The 15,106-nt window shown below is 68.3% G+C and carries 11 protein-coding genes; 6 read left to right on the top strand and 5 right to left on the bottom strand.

All coding sequences use genetic code 11. The features are described 5' to 3' along the window. Nucleotide 1: 1 nt before the first annotated feature. Nucleotides 2-1,444 (bottom strand): MocR-like transcription factor YczR, encoded by a 1,443-nt coding sequence (gene yczR / locus KCTC_RS09540; protein WP_125568942.1) that lies wholly within the window; start codon nt 1,442-1,444, stop codon nt 2-4. Nucleotides 1,445-1,505: 61 nt separating this feature from the next. On the opposite strand from yczR, the gene yczE reads away from it, so the two are divergent. Both yczE and KCTC_RS09550 read left to right on the top strand, forming a co-directional pair. Continuing rightward, the gene (gene yczE, locus KCTC_RS09545; protein WP_179951400.1) at nt 1,506-2,243 is read left to right on the top strand and encodes a membrane protein YczE; all 738 of its coding nucleotides are present in this window, start codon (nt 1,506-1,508) and stop codon (nt 2,241-2,243) included. Between the two features lie 100 nt (nt 2,244-2,343). Then, complete coding sequence (locus KCTC_RS09550; RefSeq protein ID WP_125568944.1) at nt 2,344-4,515, top strand: HelD family protein; 2,172 nt, start codon at nt 2,344-2,346, stop codon at nt 4,513-4,515. 101 nt (nt 4,516-4,616) lie between these two features. Here KCTC_RS09550 and KCTC_RS09555 read toward each other — a convergent pair whose 3' ends face one another. Both KCTC_RS09555 and KCTC_RS09560 read right to left on the bottom strand, forming a co-directional pair. Continuing rightward, nucleotides 4,617-5,699 carry a glycoside hydrolase family 6 protein gene (locus KCTC_RS09555; RefSeq protein ID WP_125568946.1) on the bottom strand — a complete coding sequence of 361 codons (1,083 nt, stop codon included), beginning with the start codon at nt 5,697-5,699 and terminating at the stop codon, nt 4,617-4,619. Nucleotides 5,700-5,755: 56 nt separating this feature from the next. After that, nucleotides 5,756-7,684 carry a glycoside hydrolase family 6 protein gene (locus tag KCTC_RS09560; RefSeq protein WP_125568948.1) on the bottom strand — a complete coding sequence of 643 codons (1,929 nt, stop codon included), beginning with the start codon at nt 7,682-7,684 and terminating at the stop codon, nt 5,756-5,758. A 123-nt stretch (nt 7,685-7,807) separates the two neighbouring features. Here KCTC_RS09560 and KCTC_RS09565 point away from each other — a divergent pair, with 123 nt between their 5' ends. From KCTC_RS09565 to zwf, 4 genes are read left to right on the top strand one after another with little or no spacing between them, the layout of a single operon-like run. Beyond that, on the top strand, nt 7,808-9,709 hold the full coding sequence (locus tag KCTC_RS09565) for an anthranilate synthase family protein (protein WP_125568950.1): 1,902 nt from the start codon (nt 7,808-7,810) through the stop codon (nt 9,707-9,709). Between the two features lie 13 nt (nt 9,710-9,722). Continuing rightward, nucleotides 9,723-10,262 carry an anthranilate synthase component II gene (locus KCTC_RS09570; protein WP_231998672.1) on the top strand — a complete coding sequence of 180 codons (540 nt, stop codon included), beginning with the start codon at nt 9,723-9,725 and terminating at the stop codon, nt 10,260-10,262. Next, on the top strand, nt 10,259-11,554 hold the full coding sequence (locus KCTC_RS09575; protein ID WP_125568954.1) for an anthranilate synthase component I family protein: 1,296 nt from the start codon (nt 10,259-10,261) through the stop codon (nt 11,552-11,554). Before KCTC_RS09570 ends, KCTC_RS09575 begins: the two co-directional genes overlap by 4 nt. 19 nt (nt 11,555-11,573) lie before the next feature. Then, nucleotides 11,574-13,037 (top strand): glucose-6-phosphate dehydrogenase, encoded by a 1,464-nt coding sequence (gene zwf / locus KCTC_RS09580; RefSeq protein WP_231998673.1) that lies wholly within the window; start codon nt 11,574-11,576, stop codon nt 13,035-13,037. On the opposite strand, the gene KCTC_RS09585 is transcribed toward zwf, so the two are convergent. Together KCTC_RS09585 and KCTC_RS09590 are read right to left on the bottom strand one after the other, a co-directional pair. Further along, nucleotides 13,029-14,402, bottom strand: a complete 1,374-nt coding sequence (locus KCTC_RS09585; RefSeq protein ID WP_125568956.1) for a sensor histidine kinase — start codon at nt 14,400-14,402, stop codon at nt 13,029-13,031. The genes zwf and KCTC_RS09585 overlap by 9 nt on opposite strands. Next, a complete protein-coding gene (locus KCTC_RS09590; protein ID WP_125568958.1) occupies nt 14,399-15,097 on the bottom strand; it encodes a response regulator transcription factor in 699 nt (232 codons plus the stop codon). Before KCTC_RS09590 ends, KCTC_RS09585 begins: the two co-directional genes overlap by 4 nt. Between the last annotated feature and the right edge of the window lie 9 nt (nt 15,098-15,106).

Here is a 15,106-nt window from a genome sequence, read left to right on the forward strand (position 1 = left end):
CTCAGGCGACCAACGTCCGTCTAGGTGTCGTGAGACCCTTCGGGAGATCCAGCGTCTCGCGCCACGCGGCGGCGATCCGGGTCACGGCCTCGGTCATCGTCTCCGGCGGCAGTGCGTACGGCACTCGCAGGTAACGGTCCATGCCGCCCTCGGGCGCGAAGGCTGGTCCGGGCGTCAGCAGTACGCCGTGTCGGGTCGCCTCGCGGGCCAAGGCCGACGCCCCTGACTCCGGCAGCTCGCACCACAGGCTCAGGCCGCCGCGTGGCCGGGCCACCCGCCAGTCGGGCAGGTGGGTGGCGAGCGCGGAGAGCGCAGCGTCGCGGGAGGCGCGCAAGGTCGTACGCCGGTGGGCCAGGGTCTCCTCGCGGCTCTGCAACAGCTCGATGGCCACCAGTTGCTCGAACACGGGCGTCCCGAGATCGAGGCTCAGACGCGCGCCGATGAGGGCGTCCATCCGGTCTCGGGGAGCGCGGATCCACCCGACCCTGAGGCCACCCCAGTAGCCCTTGCTCATGCTGCCGAGCGTGATCGTGTCGGCGGCGTACGCGGCGAATGGCCGCGGCAACGGGCCACCGTCGAGATCGACGTCGAGCATTGATTCGTCGACCACGGCGGTGGTGCGGCCGCGTACGAGCTCGCGGGCGACGATGTCGCGGGCCTCGTCACCGATCAGTGCTCCGGTCGGGTTGTGGAAGTCCGGCACGAGGTAGGCGAGTCGAGGGCTGACCTGCCGGATCGTCGCGGCCATCGTCGTGGGATCCCAGCCGCGGTCGGAGGTGTCCACGCCGACGACGCGTGCGCCCGCCTCGGTGAGAGCCGCGATCGCGTTCGGATAGGTCGGGCTCTCGACCACGACCCGGTCGCCTGCGGACAGCAGGGCCCGAGCGGCGACCGCGAGTCCGGCCAGTGCGCCCGGGACGACCAGGATCTGATCGGCGGACGTCGGCACGCCACGATCGGTGAAGGTCGCCGCCACCAGTTCGCGCAGACTCGGCAGCCCACTGGGGTAGTAGCCCGTCCCGCCGAGGTACGGAGCGAGCTCGGCCGTGGCGCGCTCGTACGCCCGCATCAGCCCGGGGCCGGGTGAGGGCGCGGCGCAGGTGAGGTCGATGACGTCGCCCGCGACGACTCCGCCGTCGGTGGGCCGCAACAAGTGGTCGCCGCGGTGGGTGTCGGACTGCGGGAGGACCGCGACGGACCCGGAGCCCTGACGTGATTCCAGGAAGCCGAGCTCGCGCAGCAGTGCGTACGCGCGGGCGACGGTCGTGCGGCTGACGCCGAGGGCTTCGGTCAGCTCGCGCTCGCTCGGGAGGCGGATGCCCGTGGGGATGCGGCCGGCGATGATCAGGTCGCGCAGTCCATGGGCGACGCCCTCGTACGCCGGCGATCGGTCGAAGTCGCCGATCAAGGCGGCCACCCGAGTGGCATTGAGCACACGCTTCATGAGGCCAGTATGCCTCAAGTGGCTATTTCAAGAAAGGCCACTTCGAGATTTCATGGACCGTATGAAGTCCACATCAGCACCCGTCCTGGGTCGCCTCAGCCCCCGTGAGCAGCTGACCGCGGGCCGCCTGCCGCGGCGGCTGGTCCAGCTCGTCGTCGGGCTGGTCGTCTATGGGTTCACGATGGCGTTGATGGTCCGCGCGAAGCTCGGCAACGACCCCTGGGACGTGTTCCACCAGGGCCTCTCGGTCCGCATCGGGCTGAGCTTCGGAACCGTGGTCATCCTGGTCGGAGTCCTCGTCCTGCTGCTGTGGATCCCCCTGCGGGAGATGCCGGGGCTCGGAACGGTGCTCAACACGATCCTGATCGGCGCCGCTGCGGATGTGGCACTCCACCTGATCAGTACGCCGCACGCGATGTCCGGGCGAATCACCTTCGCGGCTGCGGGCATCGTCGGCAACGGAGTCGCCACCGCGATGTACATCGGTGCCCAACTCGGTCCCGGTCCGCGCGACGGCCTGATGACCAGCCTGCACCGTCGTACCGGATGGCCGATCGGCGTGGTGCGTACAGGCCTGGAGATCACGGTCGTGGTCGTCGGGCTGCTGCTCGGGGGTGTGTTCGGCGTGGCCACGCTGGCGTACGCGCTCCTCATCGGTCCGCTTGTCCAGCTGATGTTGCCGCGATTCATCGTCGACCTCGCTCCCGCCGCATTGCGCCAACCAAGGGTCCGACGCGACCCCGACCCGTACGGCAGTTGGCTGTGGTCGGGTCGGCAGTTCAGCGAGGGTTGGCACTGAGTCCCAGCGGGATGTGACGCACGGCTCCCGCTCGCGAGGCGACGCAGAACCGTGTCGGTTGCTAGTCTGGATCGCTCGATTTTCAAGCGTAGGGACTGCCTTGACCACAGCTTCACAGGACGACGTCGCACAGCGCGAGATCGCGCAGGAGCAGGCGTTCGTCGACCGCGTCTACGTGCAGTTGGAAGCCTCGGCTGAGGCCGCTGCGGACCTGGCCAAGGAAGGCATCGCCCGCGGCAAGTTGGGCCACGAGGGTGGCCTGGTCGAACGTGACGCCATGGTCTTCCAGGCGGCCAAGCGCATCGCCCAGCTCGATGCTGCTCACGAGGGTCTGGTGTTCGGCCGGCTCGATCTCCGCGCGGAGCTCGATCCCGCTCCGCGCTACATCGGCCGCATCGGGCTCCGCGACGACAGCCGCGACTCGCTGCTGATCGACTGGCGTGCGCCAGCGGCAGCGGTCTTCTACCAGGCGACCGCCGCCGAGCCGCAGAGTGTCGTACGCCGCCGCGTCCTGCGTTCCGCGGGCAAGCAGGTCGTCGCGGTGGAGGACGAGTTGCTCGACGACACTGTCGGGACCAACCTCCCGATCGTGGGCGAGGGTGCACTGCTGGCTCAGCTGAGCCGCGCTCGCGACCGCACCATGCACTCGATCGTCGCGACCATCCAGGCTGAACAGGACAAGGCGATCCGGGCGCCGGCCAAGGGTGTCACCTCGATCTCGGGCGGACCTGGTGTGGGCAAGACCGTGGTCGCGCTGCACCGGGCTGCGTACCTGCTCTACACCGACCGCCGGAAGTACGAGGCCGGAGGCGTCCTGGTCGTCGGGCCGTCCGGGGTCTTCATGCGCTACATCGAGCGGGTGCTGCCCTCGCTCGGCGAGACTGCGGTCGCGCTTCGCAGCCTCGGTGAGGTTGTCGACGGCGTACGCACCGTCCGTCAGGACGACCCGTACGTGGCCGAGGTCAAGGGCTCCGGCCGGATGGCAGAGGTGATGCGGCGTACCGCGCGCCAGGGCGTCCCCGGTGCGCCGGAGAGCTTCCGTCTCTTCTACCGCGATGACGTGCTGCAACTCGACCGGGGCCGGCTCAACGATCTGCGCCGCACGATCATGTCCAAGGGCCGTCGCAACCAGCAGATCCGCAGCGTCCCGCAGACCCTTCTGGACACCCTGTGGCGTCAGGTCAAGAGCGAGCGTGGACGGGAGCGCGGCAAGGAGGCGTTCGAGGACACGCTGCTCGACGATCCGCGCTTCCTCGACTTCGTGGCCGCGTGGTGGCCGCCACTGGATGCGCGTCAGGTGCTCGGGTGGCTGGCAGATGAGGCCTTCCTGGTGCGAGTGAGCGATCGCATCCTCAGCCACGACGAGCGAGCGCTGCTGGTGAAGTCCTGGGCCGGGGCGACCGACCTGTCCGTCCAGGACATCCCGCTGTTGGACGAGTTGCGGTACGCCCTGGGGGACCTCCCCGAGGTGGTCGACGAACGCGACGAGGAACTCGGCATCAACGTGTCCGAGCTGCTCACCGCCGCCGACCGCGAGTACGCGACCGGCCCCGGCTGGAAGGCGCCGACCTTCCGGATCGACGACGACGGGTACGCCCACGTCCTGATCGACGAGGCGCAGGACTTGTCACCGATGCAGTGGCGGATGGTCGGGCGGCGCGGGCGTACGGCGACCTGGACGATCGTCGGAGACCCGGCGCAGTCCTCGTGGCCGATTGCCGCCGAGGCGGCCGAGGCTCGGGCCACGGCGCTCGAGGGCAAGCCGGTCCACTCGTTCCACCTGTCCACGAACTACCGCAACAGCTCAGAGATCTACGCCTTCGCTGCCGCGTACGCCGAACGGGTCGGGCTCAATGCCGACCTGCCGACGGCGGTCCGGCGTACAGGTGTCGAACCGACCGTGACCGGCCCGGTCCACGACCTCGAAGCCGCCACCCGGGCGGCGGTCGCCGAGGTCGCTGGCCAGGTCAGTGGCACGGTCGGCATCGTTGTCCCGGCCGCACGGCGGAGCGAGGTCAACGGGTGGCTCTCCTCGTGGGACGACCTCGCGCCGGACGCGCCCTCAGCGGCCGCGGCAGCCGCAAACCGCTCGCTCGCGCCGTCCGGGTCCGACCGGATCGTCGTCCTGACCGGTCTCGACACCAAGGGTCTGGAGTTCGACGCCATCGTCGTCGTACGCCCTCAGGAGATCGAGGACGAGGCGCCGACCGGTCGATCGACGCTCTACGTCGTCCTGACCCGCGCGACCCAGTTCCTCACGACCGTCAGCTGAGGGCCTGGGGGAGGTACGCGCGCGGCCGCAAGGAGCGCGAGCGAAGGCGGCCTTGAGGGCCGTCGAGCGAGCGGCGACGCCGCGGACGGGCCGTACGTCCCTCAGGCGTACGGACTCGAGGCGGCGAGCTGCTTGGCGCGCGCTGGCAGGAACGGCCACGCCTGGTCCTGGTTCCACGGGCGACCGATCCACAGGTCGGCGTCCTGGAGTCGCAACGCGTAGTACGCCTGCGTCGACGTCAGACCGATCCGCGGATCGGTCACCTGCCACGTCGGCGGTACGCCCAGCGTCACGCACGGCGCACGCGAGGACTTCGAGGCACACACCGCTCGGCTCGGGTCCTGACTGAAACCGAAGCCGCGCCCGTTGTCGGAGGTGTCGACCACGAAGTGCCGGCCGGGGTAGCCGAGCGATCCGAGCGCCTTCACGATCGCCGTGCCCTGCATGACGTCGGACCCGACCGTCGAGTAGTGGGTGTCGCCCAGCGCGAAGCCCCGCGCGTACTGGATGCCGGACGCCTTGAGCAGGTTGGCTGCCTGGGTCGGGGTGAGCCAGTCGGCGTCACCTGCAGAGAGGTACACCGTGGCCCTCGGGTTGTGGCTCTTGAACCAGTACGCAGCCCAGTTCGTCATCTGCTGGCGGGTCGCGGCGTTGGTCGTACGCGGGTTGGTGGTGATCGCGAGGTCGGGCTCAAGGACGATGGCCACCCGGGTCTGACCCAACGTCTGGGCGACCGCGGTGATCCAGGTGTGGTAGTTCGCGACCTCGGCGCTGGTCATCGGGGTGTGGATGTAGCCCTCGCCACCCTGGACGGAGAAGATCCCGAAGATCGCCAGTTGGGTCAACGCCTGCGGGTTGCCGTTCTGGCTCGCGGCGATGTACTTGCGCAGCATGTCCATCTGGGTCGAGATCTGCGAGGAGATCGGCGTACGCGACTTGTCGCTGGGACCCGGCAGCCAGGTCACCCGCGGCCGGTTCTGGATCGCCGCCGGGGCGTACACGGTGCCGTTCTGGCTCACCCACGCCGGTCCGTCCCATTTGTACTGGTACGGGCCGTTCGGGGGGTTCCACGGGCCGCCAGCCAGAGGATTGGCTGGAGCCGGAGGTGTCGACGCGGAGCTCGGGGCCGAGGGCAGCCCCATCAGAAGACTCACCACGGCAGCAGCGATCGTGATTCTGCGCATGGACTCAACTATGGCGGGAGTCGTGCTCGAGGTGGAGGACCGAATGGCTCGAGATCTCACGCGTACGGACTAGATGCCGCCAACTGCTGCCCGAGCGCCGGGGAGTACGCGCCGGATTGCCACGGGAGCCACGGTCGGCTGAACCAGAGATAGCCGTCGAGCTGACGGATCGCGTAGAACTTCTGCGAAGCGGTGAGCGGCAGGGCAGTGTCGGTCACCTGCCACGTCGGCGGAACGCCGAGGGACGCGCACGGTGCCGGCCCGGTCGTCGTACGGCAGGGAGCCGCGTTGTTGAACGAGCCGCCGCCGAACTTCGCCGCGTACTGGGCCCAGGTGAACCCCTGCCCGTTGTCGGCGGTGTCGATCACGTAGTGCGCGTTCTTCGCCGGTACGCCCGCGTCCGTGAGTGCCTTCACCATGGCGGTGCCGTACGTGATGTCGTCGGTCGCCGTCGCGTAGTGCGTCGCGCCGAGGGCGAAGCCGCGGGCGTACTGGATGCCCGCCAGCTTGAGCCACGGGACCATGGTCTTGACGCTCTGCCAGTCGCTGTCGCCGGAGTCGAGATAGATCGCGGCGTTGGCGTTGCGAGCCAGCAGTTGTGTCGCCCAGCCGACGAGTTTGGCGCGTACGACGGGGTCGGCAGTGTTGAGGCTGCCGGTCATCGCCTTCGGCAGCTCGGCCAGATCGGGCTCCATGATGATCGCGACCCGAGAGGTGCCGATCGCGCCGGCGACCGCGGTCATCCACTTCTTGTAGTCGGCCTGCTGGGTGGCTGTGAGCGGCTTGTTGCGGGTGTCCTCGCTGAGGCCGTCGATGGTCCAGATCGTGTGCAGCGTCAGCGTCACCAGCGACTTCGGATTGCCGTTCTGGACGGCCGCGATGTAGCCCTTGACCAGCGACGCCGCCAGCGACGGTGAGTTCCAACCGCCGAACCAGGTCGCCCGCGGTCGGGTCGCGATCTTGGCCTGGAGGGTGTGTGCCGTCCCCGTCGAGTGCACGTAGTCCCAGACGAGGTCGTGGTCCCAGCCACCGGCGCTCATGTCGGCCGGCCACAGCTCGCCCGCGAGCGGGTTGGAGGGCTGCAGCCGCAGCGCTGGAACCGTCACGATCGTCGTCGTGTAGCCCGGCTGGTTGGACGGCGTGGCCGTCACCGTCAGTCCGACCATGGAGCCCAACTGATTGGGCACGAGGTACGACGCGGTCGTGGCGATCGCTTGCCCGTCGAGGGTCCACTGGTAGGTGAGGGTGGTCCCGCTCGGCCATCCCGCGGTGCGGGCGTACCAGGTCTGTCCCGCGGTTGCGTTGCCGCCGATGTACGCGACGCCGGGCAGCGGTGCCGGGCTGATCGATCCGGTGCTGGCTCGTTGTTCGGCGGAGTCGATGTAGCCGGGGCCGGTGTTGTTGCTCACCCACATCGACACGGTCAGCTGCTGGCCGACCAGAGCCGGATCGGCGATCCGGAAATGCACGCCGGTCGCGTTGGCGATCGGCGTCCCCCCGGCCGACCACTGGAACCGGTAGATGGAGGTGCTGCCCCAGGCGTACGGGACTGCGGTCAGGGTCTGCAGGTACTGCTGCGTGCCGGAGATCGACAGCGTGCCGTGGGTGGGCAACACGGTCTCCGTGGCGATCGTCGGGGCTGAGGACGCCCCGGGACCCGCGATGCCATTGCTGGCGATCACCGTGAACGTGTACTTGGTGCCCGGCGTCAGGCCGGTGAAGGTCCACGACGTTGCCGCGCCGGGCTGTGCGCTCGGACCTGCCGTCGAGGGTCCGTCCGGCGGGGTCATGGTCGACGTGATCGTGTAGGTCAACGACCCGCCACCAGTGCTTGCCGGTGCCGACCACCACACCGTGATCTCGTCGGCGGCCGTCGCATGGGCGACGACGTTCTGCGGAGCCGTGGGTGCCGTCGCGGCACTCGCGCCCGCACCGATCCCCAGCAGGAGGCCGATCGTCACGGCGACGACCATGATTCTGCGCATCGGATCAGCATGCCGTCACACGCGTCCCGTGTCAGTCATACGAACGGTTCGACCTCGGTGGTCCCCGATCCACACGTCGATATCCACGCGAATCCGGGCGGGGCCAGCAACTACGCTCGGCGCATGACTTCGACCACCTCCGCCAGGGACGCCATCGCTGCGATCCAGGGGCACGAGGCCTGGGCGATCATCCGCCGCTCGACCCGCGCCGGTGACATGCCGACCGTCGGCGTACTCGGTGGCGCCCGCCACGAACTCGCCTCCCTGATGGACATTCCGCTGGAAACGGGCGTACCCGCTCCGGGCCGTGTCGCCGACCGGTTGGTCGCCGTACCGTTCCGCCAGGTCGCCGAGCGCGGCTTCGAAGCGCACGACGACGGCACGCCGCTGGTGGTCGTCGACATCGAGACCGAACTCGAGTTCTCCGTCGAGGACGTGATCGCGGCAATCGACGAGGTGCCGATCACCTTCACCGACCGCGGCGGTTTCGACACCTCCGACGCGGGGTACGAGAAGGTCGTCGAGGCGATCATCCGCGAGGAGATCGGTCAGGGTGAGGGCGCCAACCTGGTGGTCGGCCGCCACTACCGAGCCCAGGTCGAGAACTTCGGAGCGCAGGTGGCGCTGTCCGTGTTCCGTCGCCTCCTCGAGCGCGAGCGTGGGACGTACTGGACCTATGTCTTCTTCACCGGTGACCGGTTCCTGATCGGTGCCTCCCCGGAGCGTCACGTGTCGGTGCACGGTGGGGACGTACGGATGAACCCGATCTCGGGGACCTTCCGAGTGCCGCCGACCGACGTCAAGCCGGCGCTGATCAACTTCCTTCGCGACGAGAAGGAGATCTACGAGCTCTTCATGGTCGTCGACGAAGAGCTCAAGATGATGTGCGACATCTGCACTGAGGGCGGCACCGTGCTCGGGCCGTTCCTCAAGCCGATGTCACGTCTCGTGCACACCGAATACCTGCTCGCGGGGCGTACGACCAAGGACCCGCGCGAGGTCCTGCGCGACACCATGTTCGCAGCGACCGTGACCGGTTCACCGGTCGAGAACGCCTGCCGGCTGATCAAGCAGTACGAACCGGAGGGCCGCGGCTACTACGGTGCCGCGCTCGCGATCTTCGGGCGCGACGAGACCGGTGCGCCGATCGTCGACAGCCCGATCGTGATCCGTACCGCCGACGTCTCCCTCGACGGTGCCCTCAAGGTGACCGCTGGCGCCACGCTCGTACGCGACTCCGAACCGGCCTATGAGGTGGCGGAGACACACGCGAAGGCCGGTGGCATCCTGTCGGCCTTCGGCCTCGTCGAAGCCGCGCCCGCCTCGGCCTCGTCCCTGGCTGAACTCGTCGTCGACGAGGACGTCATCATCGAACTCGGCCAGCGCAACCGCCGGCTGTCGTCCTTCTGGCTGACCGACCAGTCGGGTGCCGCCGAGGATCCCGCGCTGGTGGGCAAGCATGTGGTGATCCTCGACGGCGAAGACCTGTTCATCAACATGCTGCGGCACATCTTCGGCGTGATGGGGATGACCTCGTCGGTCGTGCGTGCGCGTGAGGACTACGACGAGTCGTCCTTCGCCGGCGCCGATCTCGTCGTCGTCGGCCCGGGCCCGGGTGACCCTCGGGATGCCTCCGACCAGAAGATCGCGAACATGCGTGCCGCGGTCGACAAGCTCCTCGGAGGGTCGACCCCGTTCCTCGCTGTGTGTCTGGGACACCAGACGCTCTGTGACCGCCTCGGCATCCCGCTGGCGTACAAGGACATCGTCTTCCAGGGCACCCAGTCGCCGGTGTCGATCTCCGGGAGAACCGAGCGGGTCGGCTTCTACAACACCTTTGTGGGCAAGCACGGTGTCGGTGGCCAGCTGCCGGCCGGGGTCACGGTCGAGGCGGATCCCGAGACCGGCGACATCCACCTCGTACGCGGAGACGGCTTCGTCGGCATCCAGTTCCATGCCGAATCGATCCTCACCGAGCGGGGCTTCGGCCTGCTGCACGACCTGGTCGGTGGCCTCCTCGGCTGATGTACGAGTCGTCGTGGTCGATCACCGCGACTCGTACACCTGGAACCTCGTGCACCTGATCGCCTCGGTCACGGGGTCCCTGCCCGACGTGGTGGAGCACGACGAGGTGTCTGCGCAGGAGTTGGCGGCGTACACCCACCTCGTCCTGTCGCCTGGCCCCGGCCATCCCGACGAGTACGACTGGTCGGTGCTCGATCTGGGTCGTCCGGTCCTCGGGGTGTGTCTGGGGATGCAGGGGATCGTCACGCACTTCGGCGGCGCGGTCGCTCGTGTGCGGCCGGCGCATGGAGAGGTGGCGTCGGTGACGCACTCACAGGTGTGTGAGTTCGACGGCATCCCGTCTCCCTTCGAGGCCGTGCGCTACCACTCACTCGCGGCGGTAAGGATCCCCGAGATCATCGAGGTCACCGCGACGTCAGGGGACGGCGTGGTGCAGGGCGTACGCCATCGGGAGCGGCCGATCAGCGGAGTCCAGTTCCACCCGGAGTCCATCCTCTCCACGCACGGCGCGCGCCTGATCGAGAACTTCCTCAACGCCCAGGCGCCGAGATGACTCGGCATTTCGCCCAGGTCGCCGCGCTCAAGTCGCGATGCTTCTGGCTCGACGGCGGTGGCGCCCAGGAATGGGCGGGCACGACCTCGCTGATCGGCTGGCTCGAAGACTCCGACCCCTCGCTCACCTATTCGGCGGCTCGCCGTGAGGTGACCCTCCACCGCGATGGGCGCGCGGAGGTGATCGGCACCGACATCTTCGATGCTCTGGCGGCGTTCATGGGGGAGGGCGGCCAATGGTTCGGATATTTCGGGTACGCCTGCCGCACCGATCTTCCGGCTCGGCCCTCCGCCGACGTCCCGGACGCAGTCTGGATGCGGCCTTCGTACGTGCGACGGTCGGAGGCCGGCGAGTTGCTCGTCCCCGGATCTTCCGAACGTTCGGACGGTGCGGCGGCGGCCTTCCGAACGTTCGGAAGATCGGGAGAGGTGCCAACTGAGTACGCGCAGGCCTTCCGACAGGTGCAGGACCAGTTGCTCGCCGGCAATTCGTACGAGACCAACCTGACGTACCGGATGACTCGGCACTCGACCGATGACCCCGCCGAGATCTACCTCCGGCTGCGTGGACTCAATCCGGCTCCGTACGGCGGCTACTTCCAGCACGACGTGCCGGGCGCCTCGGCCTGGCTGCTGTCGAGCAGCCCGGAGCGGTACGCGCTGATCACGGCACCCGACCGGACGGGCGACCGCTGGATCGAGACCCGGCCGATCAAGGGGACCGCGCCGCGCGGAGCGACCCCCGAGGAGGACGCGGACCTCGCTCATTGGCTGCAGACGGACCCCAAGACGCGTGCGGAGAACCTGATGGTCCTGGATCTGCTGCGCAACGACGTCGGCATGGTCGCGGAGCCCGGAACCGTCAGCGTCCCGGACCTGATGAAGGTGGAGTCGTACGCCTCGGTGCATCAATTGGTGTCGACCGTACGAGGTCGCCTCCGCGACGGAGTCGACACGATGGCCGCGCTGCGGGCGCTGTTCCCGGCCGGGTCGATGACCGGCGCGCCGAAGGTGCGCACGATGGAGATCATCGATGCGGTCGAGACCACCGCGCGAGGGGCGTACTCGGGCGCCTTCGGCTGGATCTCGTCCGACGGTCGCGCTGATCTCGGGGTCATCATCCGTACGCTGACCAGCGCCGATGCGCGAACGTGGTCGCTCGGTGTCGGCGGCGGGATCACGGTGCGCAGCACCGTGGATGAGGAGTACGCCGAGGCCGAACTCAAGGCGGTCCGTCTCCTGGCCGCCCTGGGAGAGAGTTGGCCCGAAGTTCGGGCACCCGGCGCTTTGTGACATGGGATAGAAACGTCTTGTGGGTACAACGGACGATGTGGTGCAACCTCAGGTAGTGGTGCTGTTCGGTGCGACGGGCGATCTCGCTCGGCGCAAGTTGCTTCCGGGCCTGTACCGGCTGATGTTGAAGGGTCTCGTGCCGCAGTTGCGCGTGGTCGGCACGTCGTTGGACCAGCTCGACGCCGACGGGTTCCGGGCCCTGGCGAAGAAGTCCTGTGCCGAATTCGCCAAGGGCGGCATCTCCGAGGAAGCGTGGGCGAGATTCGAGTCGTCGTTGACGTACGTGCCCACGGGGGCTGGCCCCGAGCAGTTGGCCGAGGTGGTTCACGCGGCACGGGCTGAGCTGGCCGGTCGGGGCGAGGTCGGCCTCCTGCACTACCTGTCAGTGCCGCCCAAGGCGGCGCTCAATGTGATCAGGCAACTCGAGGACGGTGGCCTGGTCGAGTCCTCCCGGGTGATCATGGAGAAGCCGTTCGGCACGGATCTGCGCAGCGCCAAGACGCTCAATGCCGCGATCCACGAGGTGTTCGACGAGAGCCAGATCTTCCGCATCGATCACTTCCTCGGCAAGGAGGCCGCGCAGAACATCCTGGCGTTCCGCTTCGCCAACGGTCTGTTCGAGCCGATCTGGAACCGCACGTTCATCGATCACGTGCAGATCGATGTGCCCGAGACCTTGGGTCTCGACGGCCGCACGGACTTCTACGACGCGACCGGCGCGTACAAGGACATGGTGGTCACCCACCTGATGCAGGTGCTGGCGTTCCTGGCGATGGAGCCGCCGACGTCGCTGAAGTCCGGGGAGATCAGCGTCGAGAAGGACAAGGTCTTCCGTTCGATGAAGCCGCTCCTGCCAAGCGATGTCGTCCGCGGCCAGTACGACGCGTATCGCGGATACGAGGACGTCCCTGCGTACTCCGACACCGAGACGTTCATCGCCCTGAAGGTGGAGATCGACAACTGGCGGTGGGCCGGCGTGCCGTTCTTCCTGCGTACGGGCAAGCAGTTGGCCGAGGGGCGTCGGATCATCTCGATCGCGTTCAAGGAGCCGCCGCGGTCGATGTTCTCCGACTCCTCCAACGCGGGCGCCGCCGGCCCTGACCACCTCACCTTCGACCTGGCGGACCAGTCGAAGATGTCGTTGTCGTTCTACGGCAAGCGGCCCGGTCCGGGGATGCGGTTGGAGAAGCTGTCGATGCAGTTCTCCACCAGCGAGACCACGTCCGCGCCCGATGTGATGGAAGCGTATGAGCGGCTCATCCTGGATGCGATGAACGGTGATCGTTCTCTCTTCGCCAACGCCGAAGGCATTGAGTCGCTGTGGGAAGCCTCGCAGCCGCTGCTCGACAACCCGCCGCCGGTGCGCCTGTACTCGCCGGGCTCCTGGGGTCCGAATGCGATCCATCAACTGATCGCCCCGCGGACGTGGCGATTGCCGTTCGAACGCTCCTGGCGCGACACCCCTGACCCGAGGTCAGGCTGATGGCGGCGCCCCGCTGCCCGGGAGCCGGAGCACCAGGCGAGCGCCGCCGGCCGGTGATCGCTCGGCAGTGACCGAGCCGCCCTGGCGCTCGGCCACCTGGCGGACGATGGCGAGGCCGAGTCCTGAGCCCACCATGCTGCGGGCCTCGGAGGAGCGGTAGAACCGTTCGAAGATCTGGCCCAGCTCTGCCTCGGGGATGCCGGGGCCTTCGTCGTCGACGGTGAGCGTGCCGTGTGTGAGCCGGACTGACACGGTGCCGGTCGGCGGGCTCCACTTCGCGGCGTTGTCGAGCAGGTTGGTGATCGCCCGTTGGAGGCCCGACAAGTCGCCCATGACCCACCACGGCTCGGATTCGACGGCCCACGTCAGTCTCGGCGCTCGACGGCGTACGCGATCCAGCGCACCGTCGAGGAGGTCGGCAATGTCCACGGTGTCGATCACCGGCGTACGGGGCTCGTCCCGCGCGAGTTCGACGAGGTCGCCGATCAGGGCGGTCATCTCCTCGGCCTGTGCCCGGAGGTCGGCGAGCAGGTCGTCGCGTTGTGCGTCCGGCAACGAGCCGCCTGCCTGAGCGAGGAGATCGACATTCGTACGCAGCGACGTCAGGGGCGTACGCAGTTCGTGGGAGGCGTCGGCGACCAGCTGTCGCTGGCGGTCTCGAGAGGCTGAGAGTGCGGCCAGCAATTGGTTGAACGACACCGAGAGCCGGGCGACTTCGTCCTCGCCCAGGACCGGGATGGGTGAGAGGTCCTCGGTCCGCGCGATGACCTCGAGGTCGGCCGACAGCCGTTTGATCGGCCGCAGACCGCTCGCCGAGGCGAGCCCGGCTGCCAGACCGACGAGCAGGATGCCGACCGCGGCGAACCCGATGGTCACGACGAGGACCCGGTCGAGGATCGCGTCCTCGTCGTCGAGGGATTCGGCGAGGAGGAGGACGGTCTGGGTGCCGACGACCTTCACGGCCGCGACGCGATAACTCGTCCCGTTCAGGTCGGCGGTACGCAGTGACGTCGTCTGCTCGTCGCGCAGGACGGCGAGCTCGGCCTTGCTGGGCTCGGGGAAGCCGCCGCCGATGGTGTCGGGCACCAGCACCCTGCCATCGGGTTGCAGGAATGCTGCCCGGAGGCCGGCGGCACCCAACGCCCAGGTCGGGACCAATGTGCCGCCGCGCAGGTCGTTGAGGACGTCCTTGTCGATGGCGGCGGTGTGCGCGCGCGTGAGCAGCGACTTGTCGAGCGAGTGGCTGATCTGGCGGCTGACGACGAAGTAGAGCCCGATCGACAGCGCGATGATCGCAACGCCGACCGCACACGTGGTCAGGGCGGTGACTCTGGTGGCGAGTGACCGCCGGAACGGCAGCCTCATGACTCCTTGAGCACGTACCCGATGCCGCGGACCGTCTGGATGAGGCGCGGCAGCCCGTTGACCTCCGTCTTGCGCCGGAGGTAGCCGACGTAGACCTCCAGGGAGTTGGCACTGGTCGCGAACTCATAGCCCCAGACCTCGTCGAGGATGAACTGGCGATCCAGGACACGACGCGGACGACGCAGGAACATCTCGAGCAGCGTGAACTCGGTGCGCGTCAACGGGATCCGCTCACCGCCGCGCAGCACCTCGCGGCCACCGACGTTCATCGCGAGATCGGCGAACGTCAGCCACTCCTCGCCGTCGGTGCTGTTGGGCGTCGCGCGACGCAGGAGAGCGCGTACGCGGGCGAGCAACTCCTGCAGGTCGAACGGCTTCGGCAGGTAGTCATCGGCCCCTGCGTCGAGGCCCTCGACACGGTCTCCGACGGAGTCGCGAGCCGTGAGGACGAGGATCGGGACGTCGTTGCCCGCCGAGCGCAGCGCACGGGTCATCTCGAGCCCGTCCAGGCGCGGCATCATGACGTCCGCGATCAACAGGTCAGGCGCGATCGAACTCAGGTTCGCGAGTGCTTCGGCCCCGTCGGAAGCCAGCGCCACGTCGAAGCCGTTGAACTCGAGCGATCGCCGCAGCGAGTCGCGTACGGCCTGGTCATCGTCGATCACCAGGATGCGCGGATTCGGAGCCGAAGTCATGGGGACACT

The sequence above is a fragment of the Nocardioides baekrokdamisoli genome (assembly GCF_003945325.1).
Classification (GTDB): domain Bacteria; phylum Actinomycetota; class Actinomycetes; order Propionibacteriales; family Nocardioidaceae; genus Nocardioides; species Nocardioides baekrokdamisoli.

What these genes read in the sequence shown, in the direction of transcription:
- yczR (WP_125568942.1), bottom strand. Translation starts at nt 1,444, where the DNA reads ATGAAGCGTGTGCTCAATGCCACTCGGGTGGCCGCCTTGATCGGCGAC.
- yczE (WP_179951400.1), top strand. Translation starts at nt 1,506, where the DNA reads ATGAAGTCCACATCAGCACCCGTCCTGGGTCGCCTCAGCCCCCGTGAG.
- KCTC_RS09555 (WP_125568946.1), bottom strand. Translation starts at nt 5,699, where the DNA reads ATGCGCAGAATCACGATCGCTGCTGCCGTGGTGAGTCTTCTGATGGGG.
- KCTC_RS09560 (WP_125568948.1), bottom strand. Translation starts at nt 7,684, where the DNA reads ATGCGCAGAATCATGGTCGTCGCCGTGACGATCGGCCTCCTGCTGGGG.
- KCTC_RS09565 (WP_125568950.1), top strand. Translation starts at nt 7,808, where the DNA reads ATGACTTCGACCACCTCCGCCAGGGACGCCATCGCTGCGATCCAGGGG.
- KCTC_RS09575 (WP_125568954.1), top strand. Translation starts at nt 10,259, where the DNA reads ATGACTCGGCATTTCGCCCAGGTCGCCGCGCTCAAGTCGCGATGCTTC.
- KCTC_RS09585 (WP_125568956.1), bottom strand. Translation starts at nt 14,402, where the DNA reads ATGAGGCTGCCGTTCCGGCGGTCACTCGCCACCAGAGTCACCGCCCTG.
- KCTC_RS09590 (WP_125568958.1), bottom strand. Translation starts at nt 15,097, where the DNA reads ATGACTTCGGCTCCGAATCCGCGCATCCTGGTGATCGACGATGACCAG.